The sequence below is a fragment of the Agromyces sp. NPDC056389 genome (assembly GCF_042262385.1).
GTDB lineage: Bacteria > Actinomycetota > Actinomycetes > Actinomycetales > Microbacteriaceae > Agromyces.
The window spans coordinates 1521127-1542729 of record NZ_JBHJPN010000001.1 but is presented as its reverse complement, the minus strand read 5'-3'; the positions used below and the strand labels follow the sequence as shown (position 1 = coordinate 1542729).

20 protein-coding genes are annotated in these 21603 nt (G+C 70.1%); 17 read left to right on the top strand and 3 right to left on the bottom strand.

Going from position 1 to position 21603, the window contains the following annotated elements; translation table 11 throughout:
• The first annotated feature begins 180 nt into the window (after window positions 1-180).
• From ACFCVM_RS07235 to ACFCVM_RS07180, 12 genes are read left to right on the top strand one after another with little or no spacing between them, the layout of a single operon-like run.
• Window positions 181-1278: a Gfo/Idh/MocA family protein gene (locus ACFCVM_RS07235; RefSeq protein WP_375835410.1), complete on the top strand. Its 1098-nt coding sequence runs from the start codon at window positions 181-183 to the stop codon at window positions 1276-1278.
• Window positions 1275-2270 carry an NAD-dependent epimerase/dehydratase family protein gene (locus ACFCVM_RS07230; RefSeq protein ID WP_375835408.1) on the top strand — a complete coding sequence of 332 codons (996 nt, stop codon included), beginning with the start codon at window positions 1275-1277 and terminating at the stop codon, window positions 2268-2270. Before ACFCVM_RS07235 ends, ACFCVM_RS07230 begins: the two co-directional genes overlap by 4 nt.
• Window positions 2267-3427, top strand: a complete 1161-nt coding sequence (locus ACFCVM_RS07225) for a DegT/DnrJ/EryC1/StrS family aminotransferase (protein WP_375835406.1) — start codon at window positions 2267-2269, stop codon at window positions 3425-3427. Before ACFCVM_RS07230 ends, ACFCVM_RS07225 begins: the two co-directional genes overlap by 4 nt.
• Complete coding sequence (locus ACFCVM_RS07220) at window positions 3424-4059, top strand: acetyltransferase (RefSeq protein WP_375835404.1); 636 nt, start codon at window positions 3424-3426, stop codon at window positions 4057-4059. The genes ACFCVM_RS07225 and ACFCVM_RS07220 overlap by 4 nt, the downstream gene beginning before the upstream one ends.
• Window positions 4056-5204 carry a DegT/DnrJ/EryC1/StrS family aminotransferase gene (locus ACFCVM_RS07215; RefSeq protein WP_375835403.1) on the top strand — a complete coding sequence of 383 codons (1149 nt, stop codon included), beginning with the start codon at window positions 4056-4058 and terminating at the stop codon, window positions 5202-5204. Before ACFCVM_RS07220 ends, ACFCVM_RS07215 begins: the two co-directional genes overlap by 4 nt.
• Window positions 5201-6490, top strand: a complete 1290-nt coding sequence (locus ACFCVM_RS07210; RefSeq protein ID WP_375835402.1) for a glycosyltransferase family 4 protein — start codon at window positions 5201-5203, stop codon at window positions 6488-6490. Before ACFCVM_RS07215 ends, ACFCVM_RS07210 begins: the two co-directional genes overlap by 4 nt.
• Entirely contained in the window at window positions 6487-7728 is a 1242-nt protein-coding gene (locus ACFCVM_RS07205) for a glycosyltransferase family 1 protein (protein WP_375835400.1), read from the top strand. The genes ACFCVM_RS07210 and ACFCVM_RS07205 overlap by 4 nt, the downstream gene beginning before the upstream one ends.
• Window positions 7725-9248, top strand: coding sequence for a lipopolysaccharide biosynthesis protein (locus tag ACFCVM_RS07200; RefSeq protein WP_375835398.1), 1524 nt, complete (start codon window positions 7725-7727; stop codon window positions 9246-9248). The genes ACFCVM_RS07205 and ACFCVM_RS07200 overlap by 4 nt, the downstream gene beginning before the upstream one ends.
• Window positions 9245-10585 carry a glycosyltransferase family 4 protein gene (locus ACFCVM_RS07195; protein ID WP_375835397.1) on the top strand — a complete coding sequence of 447 codons (1341 nt, stop codon included), beginning with the start codon at window positions 9245-9247 and terminating at the stop codon, window positions 10583-10585. Before ACFCVM_RS07200 ends, ACFCVM_RS07195 begins: the two co-directional genes overlap by 4 nt.
• Window positions 10582-12165, top strand: coding sequence for an acyl-CoA ligase (AMP-forming), exosortase A system-associated (locus ACFCVM_RS07190; protein WP_375835396.1), 1584 nt, complete (start codon window positions 10582-10584; stop codon window positions 12163-12165). Before ACFCVM_RS07195 ends, ACFCVM_RS07190 begins: the two co-directional genes overlap by 4 nt.
• Window positions 12162-13388, top strand: a complete 1227-nt coding sequence (locus ACFCVM_RS07185; protein ID WP_375835395.1) for a pyridoxal-dependent decarboxylase, exosortase A system-associated — start codon at window positions 12162-12164, stop codon at window positions 13386-13388. Before ACFCVM_RS07190 ends, ACFCVM_RS07185 begins: the two co-directional genes overlap by 4 nt.
• Before the next feature lie 20 nt (window positions 13389-13408).
• A complete protein-coding gene (locus ACFCVM_RS07180) occupies window positions 13409-13666 on the top strand; it encodes an acyl carrier protein (protein WP_375835394.1) in 258 nt (85 codons plus the stop codon).
• 30 nt (window positions 13667-13696) lie between these two features.
• On the opposite strand, the gene ACFCVM_RS07175 is transcribed toward ACFCVM_RS07180, so the two are convergent.
• Window positions 13697-14560: a hypothetical protein gene (locus ACFCVM_RS07175; RefSeq protein WP_375835393.1), complete on the bottom strand. Its 864-nt coding sequence runs from the start codon at window positions 14558-14560 to the stop codon at window positions 13697-13699.
• Window positions 14561-14718: 158 nt separating this feature from the next.
• Between ACFCVM_RS07175 and ACFCVM_RS07170 the strand changes: the two genes are divergently transcribed.
• Window positions 14719-15591, top strand: coding sequence for a glycosyltransferase (locus tag ACFCVM_RS07170; RefSeq protein WP_375835392.1), 873 nt, complete (start codon window positions 14719-14721; stop codon window positions 15589-15591).
• A complete protein-coding gene (locus ACFCVM_RS07165; RefSeq protein ID WP_375835391.1) occupies window positions 15588-16241 on the top strand; it encodes a polysaccharide deacetylase family protein in 654 nt (217 codons plus the stop codon). Before ACFCVM_RS07170 ends, ACFCVM_RS07165 begins: the two co-directional genes overlap by 4 nt.
• A 13-nt stretch (window positions 16242-16254) precedes the next feature.
• On the opposite strand, the gene ACFCVM_RS07160 is transcribed toward ACFCVM_RS07165, so the two are convergent.
• Window positions 16255-16956, bottom strand: a complete 702-nt coding sequence (locus tag ACFCVM_RS07160; RefSeq protein WP_375835390.1) for a hypothetical protein — start codon at window positions 16954-16956, stop codon at window positions 16255-16257.
• A 103-nt stretch (window positions 16957-17059) separates the two neighbouring features.
• On the opposite strand from ACFCVM_RS07160, the gene ACFCVM_RS07155 reads away from it, so the two are divergent.
• From ACFCVM_RS07155 to ACFCVM_RS07145, 3 genes are all read left to right on the top strand, one after another.
• Window positions 17060-17896 (top strand): hypothetical protein, encoded by an 837-nt coding sequence (locus ACFCVM_RS07155; RefSeq protein ID WP_375835389.1) that lies wholly within the window; start codon window positions 17060-17062, stop codon window positions 17894-17896.
• Entirely contained in the window at window positions 17893-19212 is a 1320-nt protein-coding gene (locus ACFCVM_RS07150) for an O-antigen ligase family protein (protein WP_375835387.1), read from the top strand. Before ACFCVM_RS07155 ends, ACFCVM_RS07150 begins: the two co-directional genes overlap by 4 nt.
• Window positions 19213-19320: 108 nt before the next feature.
• A complete protein-coding gene (locus ACFCVM_RS07145; protein WP_375835385.1) occupies window positions 19321-20388 on the top strand; it encodes a glycosyltransferase family 2 protein in 1068 nt (355 codons plus the stop codon).
• A 44-nt stretch (window positions 20389-20432) separates the two neighbouring features.
• Here the strand turns inward: ACFCVM_RS07145 and ACFCVM_RS07140 are convergent, their stop codons facing one another.
• Window positions 20433-21437 (bottom strand): hypothetical protein, encoded by a 1005-nt coding sequence (locus ACFCVM_RS07140; protein WP_375835383.1) that lies wholly within the window; start codon window positions 21435-21437, stop codon window positions 20433-20435.
• Between the last annotated feature and the right edge of the window lie 166 nt (window positions 21438-21603).

The following is a 21603-nucleotide window of genomic DNA, read 5'->3' as shown; positions in this document are numbered from 1 at the left end:
CCCGTCGGAGCGCGGCTCGCCCCCGCCCCCGCACTGGGGGATTGTCGGCCACTGGGCCGTATGCGACTCTCGGAGAGCAACCGCGTCGCCGTGGTGCATCGGCACTCCGACGACGCGGTGCACCAGTGAGAACCCGAACCCCGAATGGTGCGGCGCATCCGCCCTGCAAGGAGGACGCCCATGTCCTACCCTCTTTCGGTCGCAGTAGTCGGAGCCGGCTACTGGGGGCCGAATCTGGCTCGCAACTTCAACCTGAGCCCCGACTGGAACCTCGTCGCGATCTGCGATCTCGATGTCGACCGCGCGGCCGCGCTCGCGTCGCAGTTCCGGGACGTGCGCGGGGCGGGCGATCTCGAGGAGCTGCTCGCAGATCCGGAGCTCGACGCGATCGCGATCGCCACCCCCGCCAGGACCCATTTCGCGATCGCGACGGCCGCCATCCGGGCGGGCAAGCACGTGGTCGTCGAGAAGCCGATCGCCGACGGCACCGAGAAGGCGGTCGAGATGATCCGCGCCGCTGCCGAGGCCGACGTCGTGCTCATGACCGACCACACCTACTGCTACGCGCCCGCCGTCCTGAAGATCCGCGAACTGATCCGGGCGGGCGAGCTCGGCGAGATCCTCTTCGTCGACTCGGTCCGCATCAACCTCGGTCTGATCCAGCCCGACGTCGACGTGTTCTGGGATCTCGCACCGCACGACCTGTCGATCATCGACTTCATCCTCCCCGGCGGATTGCACCCGGTGTCGGTGGCCGCGCACGGCGCCGACCCGCTCAAGGCGGGCAAGAGCTGCATCGGATACCTCTCGCTGCCGCTCCACGGCGGTGCGGTCGCCCACGTCCACGTCAATTGGCTGAGCCCGACGAAGATCAGGCAGATGATCATCGGCGGCTCGAAGCGCACCCTCGTCTGGGACGATCTCAATCCCCAGCAGCGCGTGAGCGTCTTCGACCGGGGCGTCGACCTCGGCCAGCAGGCGATCGACGAGGCCGACCGGAGCGCCGTGACCGTCTCGTACCGACTCGGCGACACCTGGTCTCCGGCACTCCAGGAACGCGAGGCACTCGCCTCGATGGTGTCGGAGTTCGCGGACTCGATTCGCGAACGGCGCACCGCGCGCACCGACGGCGGCTCGGGGCTCAGGGTGCTGCGTGTGCTCGAGGCGGCATCCGAGAGCCTCGACGGCGGTGGGAAGGTCGTCGCCCTTGCGGACCCCGTGGTGCCGGCGGCACTCGACGGAGCGCGGTCGGTGCAGCTGGCGGGAGAACCCGCATGACGCAGTTGCAGGGTGCGACCGTACTCGTCACGGGCGGTGCCGGCACGATCGGGTCGACGCTCGTCGACCAGCTCCTCGACGCAGGTGTCGACCGCATCGAGATCCTCGACAATCTCGTGCGCGGCCGCGTCGAGAACCTCGCGCCGGCCATCGCGTCGGAGCGCGTGACCCTCGTCGATGGAGACATCCGGGATCGGGATCTGGTGCACGACCTCACGCGGGGCAAGGACCTCGTCTTCCACGAGGCCGCGATCCGCATCACTCAATGCGCGGAGGAGCCGCGCCTCGCGCTCGAGGTGCTGGTGGACGGGACCTTCAACGTGCTCGAGGCCGCGGCCGAGCATCGGGTCGCCAAGCTCGTGACGGCGTCGAGCGCGTCGGTCTACGGGATGGCCGAGGAGTTCCCGACCGGTGAGCGGCACCACCACCACAACAACGACACCTTCTACGGTGCCGCGAAGTCGTTCAACGAGGGCATGGTCCGGAGCTTCCATGCGATGTACGGCCTGGATCACGTGATGCTTCGGTACTTCAACGTCTACGGACCGCGCATGGACGTGCACGGCCTCTACACCGAGGTGCTCGTGCGCTGGATGGAGCGGATCGCCGACGGCGAGCCGCCGCTCATCTTCGGCGATGGCCTGCAGACGATGGACTTCGTGTTCACCCGCGACGTCGCCCGGGCGAACGTGCTGGCCGCCGCGAGCGACCTCCGCGAGGGCGTCTACAACGTCGCGAGCGGCAGCGAGACGAGCCTGCTCGAGCTCGCGCAGGCGCTGCTGCGCGTGATGGGTTCCGATCTCGCGGTCGAGCACGGGCCCGACCGCCCGGTGAACGGAGTCGTGCGGCGGCTCGCCGACACGTCGGCGGCGCGCCGAGATCTCGGCTTCGTCGCCGAGGTCGGGCTGGAGGAGGGGCTCGCCGAGCTCGTCGAATGGTGGCGACCGCAGCGTGAGGCGATCGCCGCAGGGCGGTCGACGGCAGTCGCATGAACACCGGAGCGCTCGCGCGCATCAACGTGATGAAGCCGTGGTTCGGCGCCGAGGAGGTCGCCGCGCTCGCCGACGTCATCGAGTCCGGCTGGGTCGCCCAGGGGCCGAGGGTCGCCGAGTTCGAGCACGGCTTCGCCGCCGCGATGCAGGCGTCCGAGGCCGTCGCGACCTCGAACTGCACGACCGCGCTGCACCTCGCGCTCATCGTCGCCGGCGTCGTCCCCGGAGATGACGTCGTCGTCCCGTCCTTCTCGTTCATCGCCACCGCGAACGCGCCGACGTACGTGGGCGCGCGCCCCGTCTTCGCCGATGTCGACGCCGAGACGGGCGATCTCACCGCGGAGACCGTCGCAGCCGCCCTGACTCCGCGGACGACCGCGGTGATCGTCGTCGATCAGGGCGGCGTTCCGATCGACCTCGACTCGATCAGGGCGTTGTGCGATCCGCTCGGCATCGTCGTGATCGAGGATGCCGCGTGCGGCGCCGGGTCGACGTTCCGCGGCCGCCCCGTCGGGGCCGGCGCCGAGATCGCCGCATGGTCGTTCCACCCCCGCAAGATCCTGACGACCGGTGAAGGCGGCATGATCACCACGAGTCGTCCCGACTGGGCCGCGCGTGCGCGCCGGCTCCGCGAGCACTCGATGAGCCTCTCGGCGGCCGAGCGGCACGCGAGTCTCGTCTCGCCGCCCGAGGAGTACGGCGAGATCGGCTTCAACTACCGCATGACCGACCTGCAGGCCGCCGTGGGCCTCGTGCAGCTCGGCAGGCTCGCCGAGGTCGTCGAGCGGCGGCGCGCCATCGCGGCGCGGTACCGCTCGGCACTCGCCGATGCTTCGGGCGTGCGACTCGTCGGCGACCCCTCATGGGGCACGAGCAACTTCCAGTCGCTCTGGATCGAGGTGCTGCCCGAGTACCCGATCGATCGGGAGGGCCTGCTGGTCGCGCTCGCCGAGGCGGGCGTCTCTGCACGGCGCGGCATCATGGCGGCGCACCGGCAGCCCGCCTACGCCGACCGCGACACCGGCGATGCAGCGCTGCCCGTCACCGAACGCCTCACCGACGGCACGATCGTGCTGCCGCTCTTCCACCAGATGACCGATGACGAACTCGAGCGCGTCACGGCCGTCGTGCTCGAGGCAGGACGCTCCCGACCGTGAGGAGCCTGGTGCTCATCGGGTCGAGCGGCCTCTCCCGTGAGGTCGTGCCCGTGCTGCGCGAAGCCGGACGGGAGATCGTCGGCGTGCTCGACGACCGCCACGCCGGGCTCGCCAGCACGATCGGCGGCGTACCCGTGCTCGGCGGTGTCGACGACGTCGTCCGATATCCCGATGCCGACGTGCTCGTCTGCATCGGCTCGGGCCTCGTGCGTGCTGAGATCGTCGAGCGGATGTCTCGCGCCGGAGTCGATTCGGCCCGCTACGCCACCCTGACCGACCCGTCGGTGCGCAATCCCGGAGGCTGCGTGATCGGCGCAGGGTCCATCCTGCTCGCGAACGTGACGATCACCGCCGACGCCGTGCTCGGCGGGCACGTCGTCGTCATGCCGGGAGTCACCGTCACCCACGACTGCCGCGTCGATGATTTCGCGACCCTGGCAGCGGGCGTGTCGCTCGGGGGCCGGGTTCGCATCGGTCGGGGAGCGTACCTCGGCATGAACGCATCGGTGCTGCCGGGCCGTGCCGTCGGGGCGGGTGCGACCGTCGGCATGGGCGCGGTCGTGCTCGCCGATGTGCCCGACGAGGAGACCTGGGCCGGCGTGCCGGCACGGCGACTGGGAGGCCTGGCATGAGCATCGTCCCGAGCACGAGCGTGCCGTTCCTCGATCTCGCGGCGCAGCAGTTCGAGGTCGCCGACGAGGTGCTGCCGGTGTGGCGTGCCCAGTTCGAATCCGCGTCGTTCATCGGTGGTCCCGAGGTCGCCGCGTTCGAGCGCGACTACGCCGACTACATCGGCGTCGAGCACTGCATCGGCGTCGGCAACGGAACGGACGCCGTCGAGCTGGCGCTGCGCGCCGTGGGCATCGGGCCGGGCGACGAAGTGGTCATTCCCGTCAACACGTTCATCGCCACGGCCGAGGCGGCGTCGCGGATCGGCGCGACGCCGGTGTTCGTCGATGTCGACGACGACCACCTGCTCATCGACCCGTCCGCCGTGGAGGCGGCGATCACCCCGCGGACGCGTGCGATCATTCCCGTGCACCTGTACGGGCAGACCGCACCCGTCGAGGCGCTGCATCCCATCGCCGAGCGCCACGGCCTCGCCATCGTCGAGGATGCTGCGCAATCGCAGGGCGCCTCGTCGGCGTTCGGACGAGCCGGCGCGCTCGGGAGGGCCGCGGCGACGAGCTTCTATCCGGGCAAGAACCTCGGTGCCGGTGGCGACGCCGGCGCGGTGCTGACGGACGATCCGGACCTTGCGGACTTCGTGCGCAATTTCGCGGCGCACGGCAGCGTCGTGAAGTACGTGCACGACCGCGCTGGGGCGAACTCACGCCTCGACGCCGTCCAGGCGCCGCTGCTGCGCGCGAAGCTGCGCCGGCTCGACGCCTGGAATGCCGCGCGTCGCGCGGCCGCGGCGCGCTACGGCGAACTGCTCGCCGACGTGTCGGGTGTGCGTGCGCCGGCGGTCCGACCGGGAAACGACGATGTCTGGCACCTCTATGTCGTGCGCGTCGACGAACGGGACCGCGTCTTCGCCGAGCTCGGCGCCTCGGGCGTCGGGGTCGGCGTCCATTACCCCACGCCCTTGCACCTCACGGCCGCGTACGCCGGTCTCGGGTACCGCGAGGGCGAGTTCCCAGTGGCGGAAGCGGCTGCTGCGCAGATCCTCTCGCTGCCGATGTTCCCGCACCTCACGGCAGCGCAGCAGGAGACCGTGGTCGCCGCGCTCAGCCGGATCGCCACCCCTCGTCCCGCGATGGCGCGACGGCCATGAACGCCCGACCCCGTGTCCTCGTGCAGCTCGACAACCTCGAGCTCGGCGGGGCGCAGATCAACGCCGTGCAGCTCTCCGCCGGAGTGGCGGCGCACGGCTACGACAGCCTCCTGGTCGGCCCGGAGGACACCCTTCCCGTCGAGGGGCCCTCGTTGCTGGACGTCGGGCGCGAGTACGGGGTGCAGATCGAGGTGTATCGGCGACCGGCGCCGCTCATGGCCCATGCGCGCGCGATCTCGCGACTCGCCGATCGCTGGGAGGCCGACCTCGTGCACGCGTTCAGCTCTTCGGAGCGGGCCGCGTATTGGGGGGCGGGACTGCTCGGACGACGCGCGCTGGTCCGCACGATCTACGAGAACTCGTTCGACCCGAGGACGCATCACTCCGTGCCGGTGGTGATCGGGACGGGCTATCTGCGGGACCAGTTGGCGGGCCGGCCGGGCGGTGCGGTCCTCATCAGCCCTCCGGTCGACACGTCGCGCGATGCATCCGGAGTCACTGATCGCGACTCGTTCCGGCGCAGGATGGGACTGGGCGGCGACGCGGTGGCGCTCGTCATCGTCAGCCGACTCGCCACGGAGCTGAAGAGCCGGGGGATCGAGGACGCGATCAGCGCCGTCGAGCGCGCGAACGACCCCCGGATTCACCTGATCGTCGTGGGCACCGGTGATGCCGAGGAGCGGCTGCGCGGTCGTGCCGTCGCGGTCAACGAACGCCTCGGACGGTCCGCGATCGCGTTCCCGGGGCCGATGTCGGACCCCCGGCCCGCGTACGACGCCGCAGACGTCGTGCTCGGAATGGGCAGCTCCGCCGCACGGGGGCTCGCCTTCGGCAAGCCGCTCGTCGTGCTGGGCGAGCGCGGCTGGAGTGCGGTCTTCCGTCCGCCCGACACCGAGGCGATCCTCCACAACAACTTCTGGAGCCCGCAGAGCGTGACCGACGGTGCGGGCCTGCTCCTCGAGCACATTCGCGAACTCGTCGACCACCCGGAGTACCGCGCCGCGCTCGGACGAACGTCACGGCAGTTCGCAGAGGAGCACTTCGGGCTGTCGACGATGGCGCTGCGCCTGGCCGACGTCTATGAGGCCGCGCTGGAGTCGAGGTCCGCCTCCGCATGGCTCGGGGACCTGCGGATGGAGGGCCGGATACTCGCAGCCAAGGCGGAGCGGACGGCCGGCCGGATCACCGGCGGCCGGTTCTCGAGCGGGCGGGTGTCGGCGTCGCTCGCCTGGAATCGACACGGTCCGGACGGAACGCTGCAGGTCGTCGAGCGGACCACGCGATGAGCGCCGAGGAGACGCGGGGAAACGCATCTCGTCGAACCGGGGCGAGGGCGGCGAAGGCGGCCGGCATCCTCCGCGACGGCGGCCCGCGCGCACTCGCCCAGCGAGTGGTTCGGCACGCGTTCAACCGGCTGCACGACCCGAGCCTCGACGAGCCGCTGCTGGATGGCGACATCGCCGATTCGACGCAGTTGGACCTGGCGAGTCCCGACCGTCGCCCATCGCGATCGCAGCAGCTCCGCATCGGGTGGGTGACGACGCCCCCGCGGGCGGGATCGGGGGGCCACACGACGCTGTTCCGGATGGTGGAGGCGGTCGAGCGCGCCGGTCATCGCTGCGAGCTCTTCCTCTACGACCGCTACGGCGGCGACGTCCGCGAGCACGAGCGCGTCATCCGGGGCTGGTGGCCGGGCATCGCTGCCGGCGTGCACGACGCGTCCGCCGGGATCGCGGGGGTCGACGCGTGCGTCGCCTCGTCGTGGGATACCGCGCATGTGCTCGCCCGACGCGGTACCGCGCCGATGCGGCGTCTCTACTTCATCCAGGACTTCGAGCCGTTCTTCTACGCACGCGGGTCGATGTACGCCCTGGCGGAGGACACGTATCGGTTCGGGTTCCGCTGCATCGCGCTCGGCGAGATGGTGGCCGAGCTCCTCCGATCGGAGGTCGGCATCGCTCCGGACGTGACCGAGTTCGGGTGCGACACCTCGGTGTATCGACTGCTCCCCGGTCATGAACGCACGGGCGTGGTGGTGTACGCGCGCCCAGACGTGCCACGTCGCGGCTACTGGCTCGCGAGGCTCGCGCTGGAGCAGTTCCACGAGCTCCATCCCGAGATCGACATCCACATGTACGGAGCGGAGATCACCGGGCTGTCGTTCCCGGCCGCTCAGCACGGCAGGCTCACCCCGACGGAACTCAACGAGCTCTACAACCGCAGCATCGCCGGGCTCGCGATGTCGTTCACGAACATCTCCCTGGTCGCCGAGGAGATGCTGGCGGCGGGCGCGATCCCGGTCGTGAACGACTCCTCGCATTCACGCGCGGACCTCGTGAACGGGCACGTCGCGTGGGCGACCCCGACGCCGCGCGGGATCGCCGCGGCGCTCGGCGACGTCGTGGCGCGCACGGATCGGGATGCGGCAGCGCGGACCGCGTCGGAGTCGGTTCGCCGGTTCGGCTGGACGAAGGCGCAGGCCGACGTCGTGCGGATCCTCGAGGACGAGGTGTACGGATCATGACGCCCGCAGAGCGCGAACCCCGGGCGCACGACTCCGCAGAGCTGTCCGTCGGCCGGCAGGCGGCGTCGGGCGTGTTCTGGCTGACGGTCCAGAAGTGGGTGATCAGGCTCTTCGGGTTCGTCATGATCGCGATCCTCACCAGGCTGCTGACGCCGGAGGACTTCGGTGTCGTCGCGGCCGCGTCGAGCGTGCTGCCGTTCTTCTACCTGCTCGCGGATCTGGGGTTCTCCGCGTACATCGTGCAGGCCGACACCGCCGACCGTCGCATGCTGAGCACCGGCTTCTGGTTCTCGACCATCGCCGGCCTCCTGCTGTGCGGCCTGGTCGCCGGGCTCGCGCCGGTCTTCGGGTCCGTGTTCGGTTCCGACGAGGTCGTTCCCGTGCTGCAGGTCATGGCGCTCGCAGTGGTGCTCGTCGCCGTCGCCTCGGTGCCGATCGCGCTGCTCCGGCGAGCGATGCGGTTCCGCGCGTTGGCGGTGCAGGGGACGATCGCCGCGTTCGTCGCCCAGGTGGTCGCCGTGACCATGGCATTCACCGGCTTCGGCGTCTGGGCCCTGGTCGGCCAGGTGCTGGGCACCGCAGCGGTGACCGCCGTGCTCGCGTGGATGACGGCCGGCTGGCGGCCCTCGTTCGCGTTCTCGCGCACGGAGTTCACGACCATGGCCCGGTTCGGCAGCCAGGTGCTCGGCGTCGAGTTCGTCGGCATGTGCCGCGTGTTCGCCGAGACCGCCATCATCTCGGGCGCGCTCGGCATGGCGGCGCTCGGGTACTTGAACATCGCGCAGCGGCTCGTGCAGATCGTCCAGGACCTGACCGGCTCGGCGCTCCTGCCGGTGTCGTCGGTCGCGTTCGCCAAGATCCGCGACTCCACCGAGCGTCTGCGCCGGGCGTACGTGCGCGCCCTTCGCATGACGTACGCCCTGATGACCCCTCCGCTCACGGTCGTGGCGGTGGCCTCGCCGCTGATCATCCCGATCGTCTTCGGCAAGGGATGGGCGGAGAGCGCGCCCGTCGCCCAGATCCTCGCACTCGCCGGGATCGTCGTCGTCGGCGCGACGCTCGATCACGGCCTCTTCTACGGACTCGGCAAGCCCGGCAAGTGGTTCGTCTACGCCGTCGTCGTCGATGCGTGCACCGTCGCCACGACGGCGGTCACGGCCCAGTGGGGGCTCGTGGCCGTCGCGCTCGGCTTCCTCGTGATCGCCGTGCTCGCCACGGTGAGCCGCTGGTTCCTGGTCGCCAGGCTGCTCGAGGCGTCGCCGCGGACGCCGGCCGGTCCGTTCGGCTTCCTCGTCGCCTCGGTCGTGGTGGGGTTCGGAGCCGGATGGGCGGCGCTCGCGTTGTCCGACGGACTCCTCCCGATCGTCAGGATCCTCATCGTGGGCTTCGCGGTGCTGGTGGCGGACCTCGTGCTGGTGCGACTGCTCGCCCGCCCCGTCTTCGACGACGCGGTCGAAGCACTGTCCCGGTTCGGCCGGGGCAGCCGGATCCCCTCCCCGCAGCAGGAAGGACGACGATGACCGGTGCAGCCACCCCGCCCCCGCACGTCCTGATCATCGTGCAGAACCTGCCGGTCCCGTTGGATCGTCGCGTGTGGCTGGAGTGCCAGGCCCTGGTCGCTCGCGGGTACCGGGTCAGCGTGATCTGTCCGAAGGGACCGGGCGACCCGGCTCGCCAGCGCCTCGCGGGCGTCGAGATCTACAAGTACGCACCGGCGCCCGAGGCGGACGGGCTCGCCGGGTTCGCGTGGGAGTTCGCCTACAGCTGGGTTCGCACCGCCTGGCTGTCGCTTCGAGTGCGACGCAATCGCCGATTCGACATCATCCAGGCGTGCAATCCGCCGGACACGTACTGGCTGCTGGCGTTGCTGTGGCGGCCGTTCGGAGTGCGCTTCGTCTTCGACCACCACGACCTGAACCCCGAGCTCTTCCTCTCCCGCTTCGGTGCGCCGCGCGGCGGGCTCAAGCGACTCGAGTACCGAGTGCTGCGCTGGCTCGAGCGGCGGACGTTCCGTGCGGCGGATCGCGTCATCTCGACGAACGACTCGTACAAGGCGATCGCGGTCGAGCGGGGGCGCCGGCGCCCGGCGGACGTGACGGTCGTCCGCAGCGGGCCGGACACCCGGCAGATGCGCCCCATCTACCCCGACGACCCGCGGCCGCTCGACGGGATCAACCTGGTGTACCTCGGCATCATGGGGCCGCAGGACGGGGTCGACCAGGTACTGCTGCTGGTCGACGAGCTCGTGCATCGGCGCGGTCGGGCGAACGTGACCGCGACGCTCCTCGGGTTCGGCGACTGTCTCGCGCAGCTCAGGGCCCAGGCCGTCTCCCTCGGGCTTGACGGTCACGTGACCTTCACGGGGAGGGTCGACCGAGTCGCCATCGCCGAGTACCTCAGCCGTGCCGACATCGGGATCTGCCCCGACCTGAAGACGCCGCTCAACGACCTGTCCACGATGAACAAGACGATGGAGTACATGTCGTACGGTCTGCCCGCGGTCTCGTTCGACCTCAGGGAGACACGAGTGTCCGGTGCCGACACGGTGCTGTACGTCGCGTCGGGCGACCTCGGGGCGCTGGCGGATGTGGTCGAGGAGCTCATCGACGACCCCGATCGGCGCGCAGAACTCGGAGCGCAGGCGCGCGCCCGCGTCGCCGCAGTCCTCGATTGGCGCCCGCAGGCGGCGGCGTACGTGTCCGTCTACGACAGCCTCACGGGATTCGGGGGCCCGGTCGCGGCCGTTCCCGAGTCCGGGGACGCCCCCGACGCCACCGACCAGCAGGGCCGGAGCTACGTCGACCTCGACGATCACGAGGAGTTCCGGCGGTATCTCGTCGAACGGAGAGCACGATGACCCCGGTCAGGACGGCCGTCCACGACCTGCTGGCGCACGCGGCCGCCAGCACTCCCGATGCGCCAGCGCTGAGCTATCGGAACCGCACGGTCTCCTACGCCGAGACTTGGGGGAGTGTCTGCGCCATCGCCGAGCAACTGCGGGCCCTCGGCCTCGGGCACGGCGATCGCGTGGCGATCTACCTCGAGAAGCGGATCGAGACCGTCGTCGCGATCTTCGCCGCCTCCGCCGCAGACGGCCTGTTCGTGCCGATCAACCATGTGCTCAAGCCGGCGCAGGTCGGTCACATCCTCGTCGACAGCGGTGCGCGAGTGCTCATCACGTCGGCCGAACGGCTCACCCAGCTGGCCTCGATCCTGCCGGGCACCGAGGTCGCCCACGTGATCCTGATCGGCGCTGACGGCGCTGATCACGATGGGGCCGACCAGGACACGCCCTTCCGGATGCATCGCTGGCGCGACGGGCAGCAGGCGGGCGGCGAGGTCCGCCGATCCGCCTGCATCGACATCGATCCGGCCGCGATCCTCTACACCTCGGGCAGCACCGGTGGTCCGAAGGGCGTCGTCGTGAGCCACCGGAACCTGATCGCCGGCGCCGAGAGCGTGAGCTCCTACCTGGGCAACGTCAGTGACGACGTCATCCTGGGCGCCCTGCCGCTGAGCTTCGATGCCGGTCTGAGCCAGGTGACGACGGCGTTCTCGGTCGGCGCCCACTGCGTGCTCATGAACTACCTGCTGCCGCGGGACGTCCCGAAGCTGTGCGAGCAGTACGGCGTCACCGGCCTGACCGGCGTCCCGCCGCTCTGGCAGCAGCTCGCGGATGTCCCGTGGCCGGAGGCGGCCGCGCGGCGACTCCGGTACTGGGCGAACACGGGCGGACGGATGCCGCGGACGTTGCTCGCCCGACTCCGCGAGACCTTCACCGAAGCGAAGCCGTACCTCATGTACGGACTCACGGAGGCGTTCCGTTCGACCTACCTCGACCCGGCGGAAGTGGATCGTCGCCCCGACTCGATCGGGAAGGCCGTCCCGAACGCGCAGATCGTCGTGATGCGGCCCGATGGCACGCCGAGCAACCTCGGAGAGGAGGGGGAGCTGGTGCACCGCGGCGCCCTCGTCGCACTCGGCTACTGGAACGACCCGGTTCGGACGGCTGAACGGTTCCGCCCGGTGGACCACGCCGATTGGCGCGCCCCCGAAATGGCAGTGTGGTCAGGAGATACAGTGGTGGCCGATGAGGAGGGCTTCTTGTACTTCGTCGGCCGCAAGGACGAGATGATCAAGACCTCGGGGTATCGGGTGAGCCCGACCGAGATCGAGGAGGCCGCCTACGCCACCGGGCTGGTTCGCGACGCGGTGGCGTTCGGCGTCGATGACGCCGTGCTCGGACAACGGGTCGTCCTCGTCGCCGCACCGGCGGGCGCCGGACTCGACGGGGGAGCACCCGTGCTCATCGCCGCCCTCCGACAGGTCCTCCCGCTGTACATGGTTCCGTCCACGGTGGACCTCCGCGCGGAGCTGCCCCGATCCCCGAACGGCAAGTTCGACCGCAATCTGATCAGGGCCGAGGTGGCCGGATGAATCCGAACGAGCACATCGCCGGGTTCGGCACGATCGGCGGCGAGCTCGAGGTCGGCGGACTGCCACTCAGCAGGCTGGCCGCCCGTGTCGGCTCCACTCCGTTCTTCGCCTACGACCGCGCGCTGTTGGACCAGCGCGTCGATCGGTTGCGCTCGGTGCTTCCGGCGCAGGTCGAACTCAGCTACGCCATGAAGGCGAACCCCATGCCCGCGGTCGTGCAGCACCTGGCGCATCGGGTCGATCGGATCGACGTGGCGTCGTCATCGGAGATGCTGACCGCGCTCGACACCCCGATCCCGGCGGACCGGGTCAGCTTCGCCGGGCCGGGCAAGACCTCGGCCGAGATTCGCCGCGCGGTCGCCGCCGGAGTCATCGTGGAGATCGAGTCCGCGACCGAGTTCGGCCGCGTCGTCGCCGCAGGCGATGAGCTCGGCATCGTGCCGACCGTCGCCGTTCGCGTCAATCCGGACTTCGCCGTGAAGGGGTCGGGCATGCGGATGGGCGGAGGCCCGCAGCAGTTCGGCATCGACGCCGAGCAGGTCCCCGCGGTGCTGCGCGACTTCGCAGCGGCGGGGGTGGACGTCATCGGCTTCCACGTCTTCGCCGGTTCGCAGAACCTGAATGCGGCGGTCATCAGCGAGGCGCAGCGACGCACGGTCGACCTCGCGACCGAGCTCGCCGCGCATCTGCCGGCGCCGTTGCGGTATCTGAACCTCGGTGGCGGGTTCGGCATCCCGTACGTCGATCGGGACCGCCCACTCGACCTCGACGAGGTCGCGGCAGGGCTGCACGAGCTCGTCGACGGCGTCATCGCGGAACGGCTCCCGGATGCCACGCCGGTGATCGAGCTCGGACGCTACCTCGTCGGGGAATGCGGCGTGTACGTCACCCGGGTGCTCGATCGCAAGGTGTCGCGCGGCACGACCTACCTGGTGGTCGACGGCGGGATGCACCATCAGCTCGCCGCGTCCGGGAATTTCGGGCAGGCGATCCGGCGCAACTACCCGCTCGCGGTCGGCAACCGTGCCGATGCCGCGGCCGGGCACGGCGTCACCGTGGTGGGGTGCCTCTGCACGCCGCTCGACCTGCTCGGCGACGACGTGGAGCTGCCCCCGGCCGAGATCGACGATCTCATCGTGATCTTCCAGGCGGGAGCGTATGGCCTGACCGCGAGCCCGACCGCGTTCCTGGGGCATCCGGCCCCGGTCGAGGTCCTCGTCTGACCGGATGACAAGGAGCAAGCATGGATGACACGTTCGCCGCGGTTCGCGAGGTGCTGGTCGAGACGCTCGAGCTGCAGCAGCGTCCCGACGACCTGCACGCCGACACGGCACTCTTCGGGTCGCTGCCGGAGCTGGACTCGTTCGGAGTGGTGCAGCTCGTGGCCGCGCTCGAGCAGCGGTTCGACATCACCGTCGACGACGACGAGTTCGGGGCCGAGCTCTTCGAGACGGTGGGCAGCCTGACCGAATTCGTCGACGCGAAGCTCGCCGCCGCGTGATGCTGCTCCGGCCGCCGCCCTGCGCACCGGCTACCAGGGGACGAGGGTCAGTTCGCTGTACAGGTAGTCGACGGTGTCGGCTTCGAGCCGGCTGCCGCGGAACATCTTCGGCCGTGGTCGCGCGAGATCCATTCCGAGGCGCGGTGCGAACCCGAGGACCCGTCGTTCGGCCAGGGTCGCGACGAGCCCCTGACGAAGCAGGTGGGCGGCGACGCTCGCCCAGGCGGCTTCGAGACATCCGGAGTCCCCGCCCGCGTACAACGGCGAGGCGAACGTGCGGATCCCCTTCCTGGCATCCCGCCGGAACATGAGGTACCCGTGCGCATCGGCGTGCGTCACGAGCAAGTGGTGGGCCGCGGGCGCGCGCCGATGGTCGCGGTAGATCTCGGCGTCCCTCCCGCGGAGCATGCGGTCGATCGCCTCCGGATCGCTCGTGACGCGGGTTCCGCGCCGCGGGACCCACGGCAGGTTCGGCACCAGCTTCGTGCTGGTGTCCAGTCGCCTGAATCCGAGGCGTTCGTTCAGCGCGACCACGTTCCCGCTGGGGGAGAGGTCGGTGAACTCGTAGCCCTTCTGCGAGAGGAGCGCGCGCACGAGCCTGAGGCCGTGCACGCGGTGGTCCTCCAGCACGCAGAACGCCGCCAGGTTGCAGACCCGCACCTGCTCGCCACCGAGGTCCCGCAGCGAGTACACGGCGGCATAGACGCCGACGACGCCCTCGTCGCCCACGAGCTGGAACCCGTGATTGGGGGCCGAGTCGTCCCACGGAGGCGCGACGATGCTCGCCCAGGCCTCTGCCGAGACGTTCCGGTTGAGGTGCTCATGGAGGAAGGTGCCGACCGGCGCGAGATCGGCGGTCAGGATGGGACGGAGTTCGACGGCCGATCCTGCCATGCCGCTCAGCCTACGCGGCGGATTCCCCGCGTGGGCAGCCCATATCGGGGGGTCGTCGGCCGCTCCCCGTCCGCGATGAAGCGGACTATCCTGCTCGGCAGGGGAGGAACCGCGATGTCAGCTCGGGTCGAGGGCGGCGACGGCGATCGAGGCGCACGATGACCAGCGTGGTGATCGCGGCGCACAACGAGGAGCACGTGATCGGTGCGTGCCTCGACGCGCTGCTCGGCCAGCGCGGCCCCGAGGCGACCGAGATCGTGGTGAGCGCCAACGGCTGCACCGATCGCACCGCGGCCGTGGCGGCCCGCTCGGGTGTGACGGTCATCGATCGAGCCGAGCCCGGCAAGACCGCAGCGCTCAACGCCGCAGAGCTGGTTGCGACCGGCTTCCCGAGGATCTATCTGGATGCCGACATCGTCGTGCCGCCGGGCGGCATCGCCGCGATCGCAGAGCGCTTCGAGGCGTCGCCCAGGCCGCTGGCGGTCGTGCCCCGGCGCCGTCTGAACACCGCGGGCCGACCGTGGCCGGTCAGGGCGTACTTCTCGATCAACGAGCGGATGTCGCCCTTCCGGCACGGGCTGTTCGGACGCGGCATGATCGCCGTCTCCGAAGAGGGTCGTGCTCGGTTCGATGTCTTCCCCGGTGTGATCGCCGACGACCTGTTCCTCGACTCGCAGTTCTCGGACGCCGAGAAGGCCGAGGCGAGCGAGGTCGAGGTCGTCGTCGAGACTCCGTTCACGACCTCGGACCTGTTGCATCGCCTGGTGCGCGTGCGCCGCGGCAACCGGCAGTTGCGTGCTTCGGCCGAGACCGGGCGCGTCGTCGCGCAGGTGCGACCGGTCGATCGCTGGGCGTGGCTCCGCGACGCGGTGGTGCCCGAACCCCGGCTGGTGTTCGCCGCCGTTCCGTACCTGATCATCACCGTCACCGCGGCCGTACTCGCCCGCCGCCCTGCCAAGGAAGGCCGCGAGTGGGGCCGTGACGAGAGCACCCGCGGGCGTCGGCCGGAGCCGGAGGGCGGCAGCACGTGATCATCAACCTCTGCTTCCACGGCGTCGGAACCTGCGCTCGAGAGCGTGAGCCGGGCGAGGCCGGATACTGGGTGGGAAACGAGCTCTTCCTCCGCATCCTCGACGAGTTCGGTTCGCATCCCCGGGTCCGCATGAGCTTCGATGACGGCAACCGTTCAGATGTCGCGGTGGCGCTTCCCGCGCTGCAGGAGCGGGGGTTGCGCGCCACCTTCTTCGCCCTCGCCGGCCGTCTCGATGACCCCGCGAGCCTGAGCGCTTCGGAGCTTTCGCAATTGCGGGCAGCGGGAATGGGGATCGGCAGCCACGGCTGGTCGCATTCGCCGTGGCGCGGGATGGACCCCGACGACGAACGCCGGGAACTCGTGGAGGCCCGGGCCGTGCTCGCTGAGGCCAGCCGCGGCCCGATCGACGAGGCCGCGCTCCCGCTCGGTCGCTACGACCGTCAGCTGCTCACGCGGCTGCGTCGGCACGGCTACCGTTCCGTGTACACGAGCGATCGGTTCCCAGCTCGCCCCACGGCGTGGCTCCAGGCGCGCTACAGCGTGACGGCGGGCGACACGCTCGAATCGGTCCGCTCGATGGTCGCGCGTTCGCACGGGTTCGATGAGACGCGCAATCGCGTGGCATCCCTCGCGAAGCGCATTCGCTGAACGCTCGACGCGGTCATTGCGCTGCGGAGATCCGCGCGGCGCCCGCGGTGGCGGGTTCTGCGCCCTTCGCTCCTGCTGTGCCGGCTCGTCGACGCGCAAGGTTCTCGGCGAGGACGACGCAGGCGATCGTCGCGCTGACGCCGAGCACGCCGACGACGGCCAGCGCCCTGATCGTGCTTCCGCCGACGTCGCGGATCACGCCCGTCTCGGGAACCACGGACACGGTGATGTCGTTCACCGGATCGACGCCCGCATCACGCTGCAGCGCGTCCATCTCGAGCCGGATGCGATCGACGAGTTCCCGCTGTTTCGCCAGCGCCGCCTCACGGTCGGCCGCAACGACCTCCACGATCAGCGACTGGCTCGAGAAGTTCGATGCCCACTGTCCCCCCGTGTCCGGGAGGCGCACCGCCCAGCCGTCTCGAACTCCGAGCCCGATGAGCGTGACGCTCGGGTCCGCGAACTTCGTGACCTTCCCCGGCCCGGAGATCGCCTTCGAGACGACGCCCGCGGTGATGATGAGGTCTTCGGAGGTCGTCTTGAGCGAGTTCGGATTCATCTCGCTCGACGGAGCGAGGAACACCACTTCGGTGCGTGCATAGGCGACGCCGTCGCCGCTCATCGCGAGATACCCGAGCGCAACCGTGCAGACGGCGCCCGCCAGCACGATCGGCCAGCGGCGGATCATCGAGCGGACGAGGTCTGGCAGTGTCACGGCTGCTTCCGGCGGGATCTCTTCGTGCGTGGTTCGGAGGGTTGCAGGAACATGATATAGGGGGAGGGGTCGGGCCGGCTTCTGACGGGTACACTCTGTCCGTATGGTGGTGACCGACTTCCTCCGCGCACTCGGGCGCCGATGGTACGTGCTGATCGTCGGGCTCATCGCCACGGCGTGGCTCGGATATGTCGCGGTCGACATGACCCCGCCCGAGTACACGGCGCGAGGGCTGGTGCTGCTCCTTCCGTCCCAGGACGTCGTGGGACAGGGCGGGAACCCGTTCCTCGCGATGGGTGATCTGGGACTGCCCGCTTCGATCCTGGCCGCGTACTTCCAGAGTTCCTCGGTCCAGGCGGAAGTGGCCGAAGTGTCTCCCGATGCGAAGTACTCGGTCGCCATCGAAGCCTCCACGCGCGGCCCGTTGATGTCGATCGACGTCACGGACATGTCGGCCGACGGCGCCCTCACCACGCTCGACTACCTGGCTGCGGCGATCCCGTCGAACCTGGCCAGACTGCAGCAAGAGGTCGGGGCCCCGCCGGAGTCGACGGTGACCTCGATGCCATTGACCATGGACTCGGAGGCGACGGAGCACACCGACGGCACGGTCCGCATCCTGATCGTCGCGGTCGCCGTCGGACTCCTCGCAACCGTGACCCTGACCTTCACGATCGATCGTCTGATCCTCAGGCGGGCGCAACGGCGAGGCGGCGACGACGCGGAGCCTGCCGACGCGGCCGACCTCGGCGAGAGCACCGACGACGGCGACGTCGCGGAGGGTTCCGAGGCGGCGGAGGGTGACGCCGGCACCGACGTCGCGGACGGCGACGTCGCCGAAGACGCCGACGTCGCCGAAGTCCGGCCGCCCGTCGTGGTGAAGGAACCCGCAGCCGATCTCGTGCTGCAAGCCCCGGAGAATCTCGAGCAATCTCGGTGACATCCCGAGTCGGCATCGAGCGCAGGTCGCGTACGAGCGGAGATGCCGTCACGTGGCTCAGCGTCTACGTGCTGCTCCTCTTCTTCATCCCGTCGAAACTCGTCGTCGGCGCCCTCGGCAGCGCCGGCGCGCCCTCGATGATCTTCGGTCTCGTGAGCCTGGTGCTGTGGTTCCTGTTCCGGCTCTGGACCCTCCTCCGCTTCGAGAACCCGCGACGACGGGCTCCGGCGCGCCACGAGCCGATCCGCACCGCGCTCTGGATCTTCCTCTTCTGCGTCGGGATCACCTACGCGATGGCGATGTCGCGCCCGATCAGTCCCGATGAGGTCAGCCCGGCCGACGTCGCGCTGCTCGCGGCTGCGTCGTGGACCGGAACGCTGCTGATCGCCCACGACGGGATTCCCAGTCGCGATCGGCTGGAGTCCTTCCTGTGGCGCCTGGCCGTCTGCGGTGCGCTCCTCGCAGGACTCGGCATCGTCCAGGTGCTCACCGGGCAGGCATGGGTCGACCGCATCTCCATCCCGGGCCTGACGGTGACGGAGGTGCCCACGCTGTTCACCCGCGGCGCCTTCCCCCGTCCGTCGGGCACGGCGGTGCACCCGATCGAGTACGGGGTGCTCGTGACGATGCTCCTCCCGCTCGCACTCTACGTGGCGTTCAACCAGGTCGAGCGAGGCTGGATCCGGTGGCTCCCGGCCGCGGCGCTCGCGGCCGTCATCCCGTTGACGTCGTCGCGATCGGCCTACATCGGGGCCGTCATCGGCTTGGCGATCGTCATGCTCGGGTGGCCGAAGATGCGCCGACGGGTGATCGCGCTGATCGCCGTGGGGGGCATCGCGGCGATGTCGGTCGTGACCCCCAACCTGCTCAACTCCATCGTCAACCTGTTCGTCGGCGCCCCCGAGGATCCGAGCGTCGGATCGCGCACCGGGAGTTTCGACGTCGCGTTCCAGTTCATCGCCGAGCTTCCGCTCTTCGGTCGAGGACTCGGGACGTTCCTGCCCAAGTACCGGATCTTCGACAACCAGTACCTGGGCCTTCTCGTCACCATCGGCATCATCGGCACCCTGGCGTTCGTCGCGCTCGGCGTCGTCGCGGCGATCACGATGCTGCGACTCCGACGCGCCAGTTCGGATGATCGCACTCGGGACCTGGCGCTGACCCTCGTCGCGGCGATCTCCGTCGGGTTCATCAGCCTCTCCTTCTTCGACGCCTTCGCCTTCCCGATGACGATGGGCTCGCTCTTCCTGCTCCTCGGAGTGTGCGGGGCCCTGTACCGCCTCGAGCACGACGGCGGCACAGCACGGTTCGGCTGAGTGCAGCGGGCGAGTCCCCCGGACGGGGAGTCGCGAGAGCAACGTCGGCTCGGCTAGCCTCGACCGCGCATCGCCGAGGTTCGATCGAATTCACGCGGTTCGGGGGTCATGATGAAGTTGAGCCGGTTCATCCAGCTCCCCGTCGGTGCGACACCGCACGTGGAGGTGGTCGTGCCGTGCTACAACTACGGCCACTACCTGCCCCAGTGCGTCGAGAGCATCCTGAGCCAGGCGGGCGTGCGCACGACGGTGACGATCGTCGACGACGCGTCGACCGACGACTCGGCGCTCGTGGCGGAACGGCTCGCCGGTGCGCACCAGGGTGTTCGCCTCATCCGGAACGAGGCGAACCTCGGCCACATCCGGACCTACAACGTCGGTCTGCGCGAGGCGGACTCCGACTACGTCGTGCTGCTCTCCGCCGACGACATGCTCGCTCCCGGGGCACTCTGGCGAGCGGCAGCGCTCATGGAGGCGAACCCGACCGTCGGCTTCACGTTCGGTCACGCGCAGAAGTTCGTCACCGAGCCCTCGCCTCGCACACCGATGCCGACTGTGACCTGGGCGACCTGGCGTGGAGCGGAGTGGATCGGACTGCAGATGCGACGAGGCTGGAACAACATCTCCTCTCCCGAGGCGGTCGTGCGCACGACGGTGCAGCATGCGGTGGGCTACTACAACCCCGATCTCCCGCACTCGGGTGACGTCGAGATGTGGCTGCGCATCGCTGCCGTCGCCGACGTCGGCCATGTCAACGGCGTCGACCAGGCGTACTACCGTCGGCACGCCTCGAACCTCTCGACGGGCTACAGCGGTTATCGGGACATCGAGGAACGATGGAAGGCCTACGAGGGGTTCCTCTCCCAGTGGTCGCGGACGAACGACGCCGCCCGCCTGGGCGCGGTGATGCGCCGGCGCCTCTCGGACGAGGTGCTGTTCGACCTGCAGCGAGATCTCGATCGCGCCGAGGTGCCCGCCGACCGCGTGGACTGGATTCTGGAGCTCGCGAACCGCATCGACCCCGAGGTCGTGGGCCGCGGGCCATGGACGGATGTGCGGGTACGGCGCCTGGGCGGTCGGCCGCGCGGCATCTCACCGGCCATGCGCTCCGCCGGCCGTGAACTCGCCGCCTGGACACGATGGCATCGGTGGCGCAGGTTCCGCTACCTCGGTTGACCTCGCGACTGCTCGGCTGAGCCGCGTGTTCGGCGTCGAGGAGCTCAGACGGGTACCTGGCGGATGCGGAGCGCACGGCGCACACCGCGCTGCGTCGTGTCGAGGAGCGCGAGCGGCACTTCCCGCAGCGCCGGTGATCCGATGCTCGCGAGCAGCCGCCCGAAGCCGGTGACGGGGACCGCCCACTCGACGGGTTCGTCCAGTTCGGCGAGATGCGGCCCCGCGGCGGAGACGAACGGGGTGAGGTCGAGGTGCAGCTGCTCCCATTCGGTTCCGAGGCGTCGACGGAGGCTCCCCGCGCTCCGCTCGGGACGCGACCAGGGCTTCCGGCCCATGGCGTGCACGAGGGTCGGCAGCCGGCGCCGGGCGGCCCAGCGCTCCCTCACGGTGAATCCGGATGGCCCGAAGCACTGCGCGATGTCGACCCCGCGGCGGAGCTGCACGAGCGGCACGCTCGTATACCCGCTCGAGCCGAGCAGCCCGCCGAGCACCTCCTGATCGCCGAGGTAGGCGACCGGGCGACGCGGGATCGGGGCATCCTGTGCCGCTGCATACTCCGGGGTCCCGAGCACCGCGGCCCAGTGCTCGAGAAGCGGTCGATGCGCCGCCGAGACGCGGAGGACGCCGGAATTGATCGACCTCGGCAGCACCCGGCCCACCTCGAGGCCGAGCGTCGTCGTTCGCACCGGCGAGCACTGGTGGTAGCCCCAGTAGTACTCCTCTGCGGCGATGAGCACGTCGTCGGGGTGCGGGTCGAGCAGGGGGCGGATGTCGCGAGTGGCGATGATGTCGGTGTCGAACCAGAGCACGGGATCGGCTCCCTCGTCGAGCAGGTGCAGCAGCACGGTCGGCTTGACGTCCCAGCCCGTCGCACGCAGCGAGTCCGGCACGTCGATCACCGTGACGCCGTGAGCCGTCGCCCAGGTCCGGAAGCGATCGGATGCATCGGGCACCATCGCGCGGACATCGAGGCCGGGACTCGTGGCCCGGAGGCTGAGGGCGGCGAGCTTCAGACCCGTCAGGGCATCGGGCCGATCGTCGTACAGCACGACGACCAGGGGCCGCGCGGAACCCCCCGGCGGCGTCGCGCGGAGTCGGGTCGGATCCACATCCCCAAAGGCCGGGTCCACAACTTCAAAGTAGGGCACAACGGCGCGCGTCGACACCCCATCTCGCCCCACGTTCTGGGGCGAGACCGCCGCGGACCCACCCGCC

What these genes read in the sequence shown, in the direction of transcription:
- ACFCVM_RS07235 (WP_375835410.1), top strand. Translation starts at nt 181, where the DNA reads ATGTCCTACCCTCTTTCGGTCGCAGTAGTCGGAGCCGGCTACTGGGGG.
- ACFCVM_RS07230 (WP_375835408.1), top strand. Translation starts at nt 1,275, where the DNA reads ATGACGCAGTTGCAGGGTGCGACCGTACTCGTCACGGGCGGTGCCGGC.
- ACFCVM_RS07225 (WP_375835406.1), top strand. Translation starts at nt 2,267, where the DNA reads ATGAACACCGGAGCGCTCGCGCGCATCAACGTGATGAAGCCGTGGTTC.
- ACFCVM_RS07215 (WP_375835403.1), top strand. Translation starts at nt 4,056, where the DNA reads ATGAGCATCGTCCCGAGCACGAGCGTGCCGTTCCTCGATCTCGCGGCG.
- ACFCVM_RS07210 (WP_375835402.1), top strand. Translation starts at nt 5,201, where the DNA reads ATGAACGCCCGACCCCGTGTCCTCGTGCAGCTCGACAACCTCGAGCTC.
- ACFCVM_RS07205 (WP_375835400.1), top strand. Translation starts at nt 6,487, where the DNA reads ATGAGCGCCGAGGAGACGCGGGGAAACGCATCTCGTCGAACCGGGGCG.
- ACFCVM_RS07200 (WP_375835398.1), top strand. Translation starts at nt 7,725, where the DNA reads ATGACGCCCGCAGAGCGCGAACCCCGGGCGCACGACTCCGCAGAGCTG.
- ACFCVM_RS07195 (WP_375835397.1), top strand. Translation starts at nt 9,245, where the DNA reads ATGACCGGTGCAGCCACCCCGCCCCCGCACGTCCTGATCATCGTGCAG.
- ACFCVM_RS07190 (WP_375835396.1), top strand. Translation starts at nt 10,582, where the DNA reads ATGACCCCGGTCAGGACGGCCGTCCACGACCTGCTGGCGCACGCGGCC.
- ACFCVM_RS07185 (WP_375835395.1), top strand. Translation starts at nt 12,162, where the DNA reads ATGAATCCGAACGAGCACATCGCCGGGTTCGGCACGATCGGCGGCGAG.
- ACFCVM_RS07180 (WP_375835394.1), top strand. Translation starts at nt 13,409, where the DNA reads ATGGATGACACGTTCGCCGCGGTTCGCGAGGTGCTGGTCGAGACGCTC.
- ACFCVM_RS07175 (WP_375835393.1), bottom strand. Translation starts at nt 14,560, where the DNA reads ATGGCAGGATCGGCCGTCGAACTCCGTCCCATCCTGACCGCCGATCTC.
- ACFCVM_RS07170 (WP_375835392.1), top strand. Translation starts at nt 14,719, where the DNA reads ATGACCAGCGTGGTGATCGCGGCGCACAACGAGGAGCACGTGATCGGT.
- ACFCVM_RS07155 (WP_375835389.1), top strand. Translation starts at nt 17,060, where the DNA reads ATGGTGGTGACCGACTTCCTCCGCGCACTCGGGCGCCGATGGTACGTG.
- ACFCVM_RS07145 (WP_375835385.1), top strand. Translation starts at nt 19,321, where the DNA reads ATGATGAAGTTGAGCCGGTTCATCCAGCTCCCCGTCGGTGCGACACCG.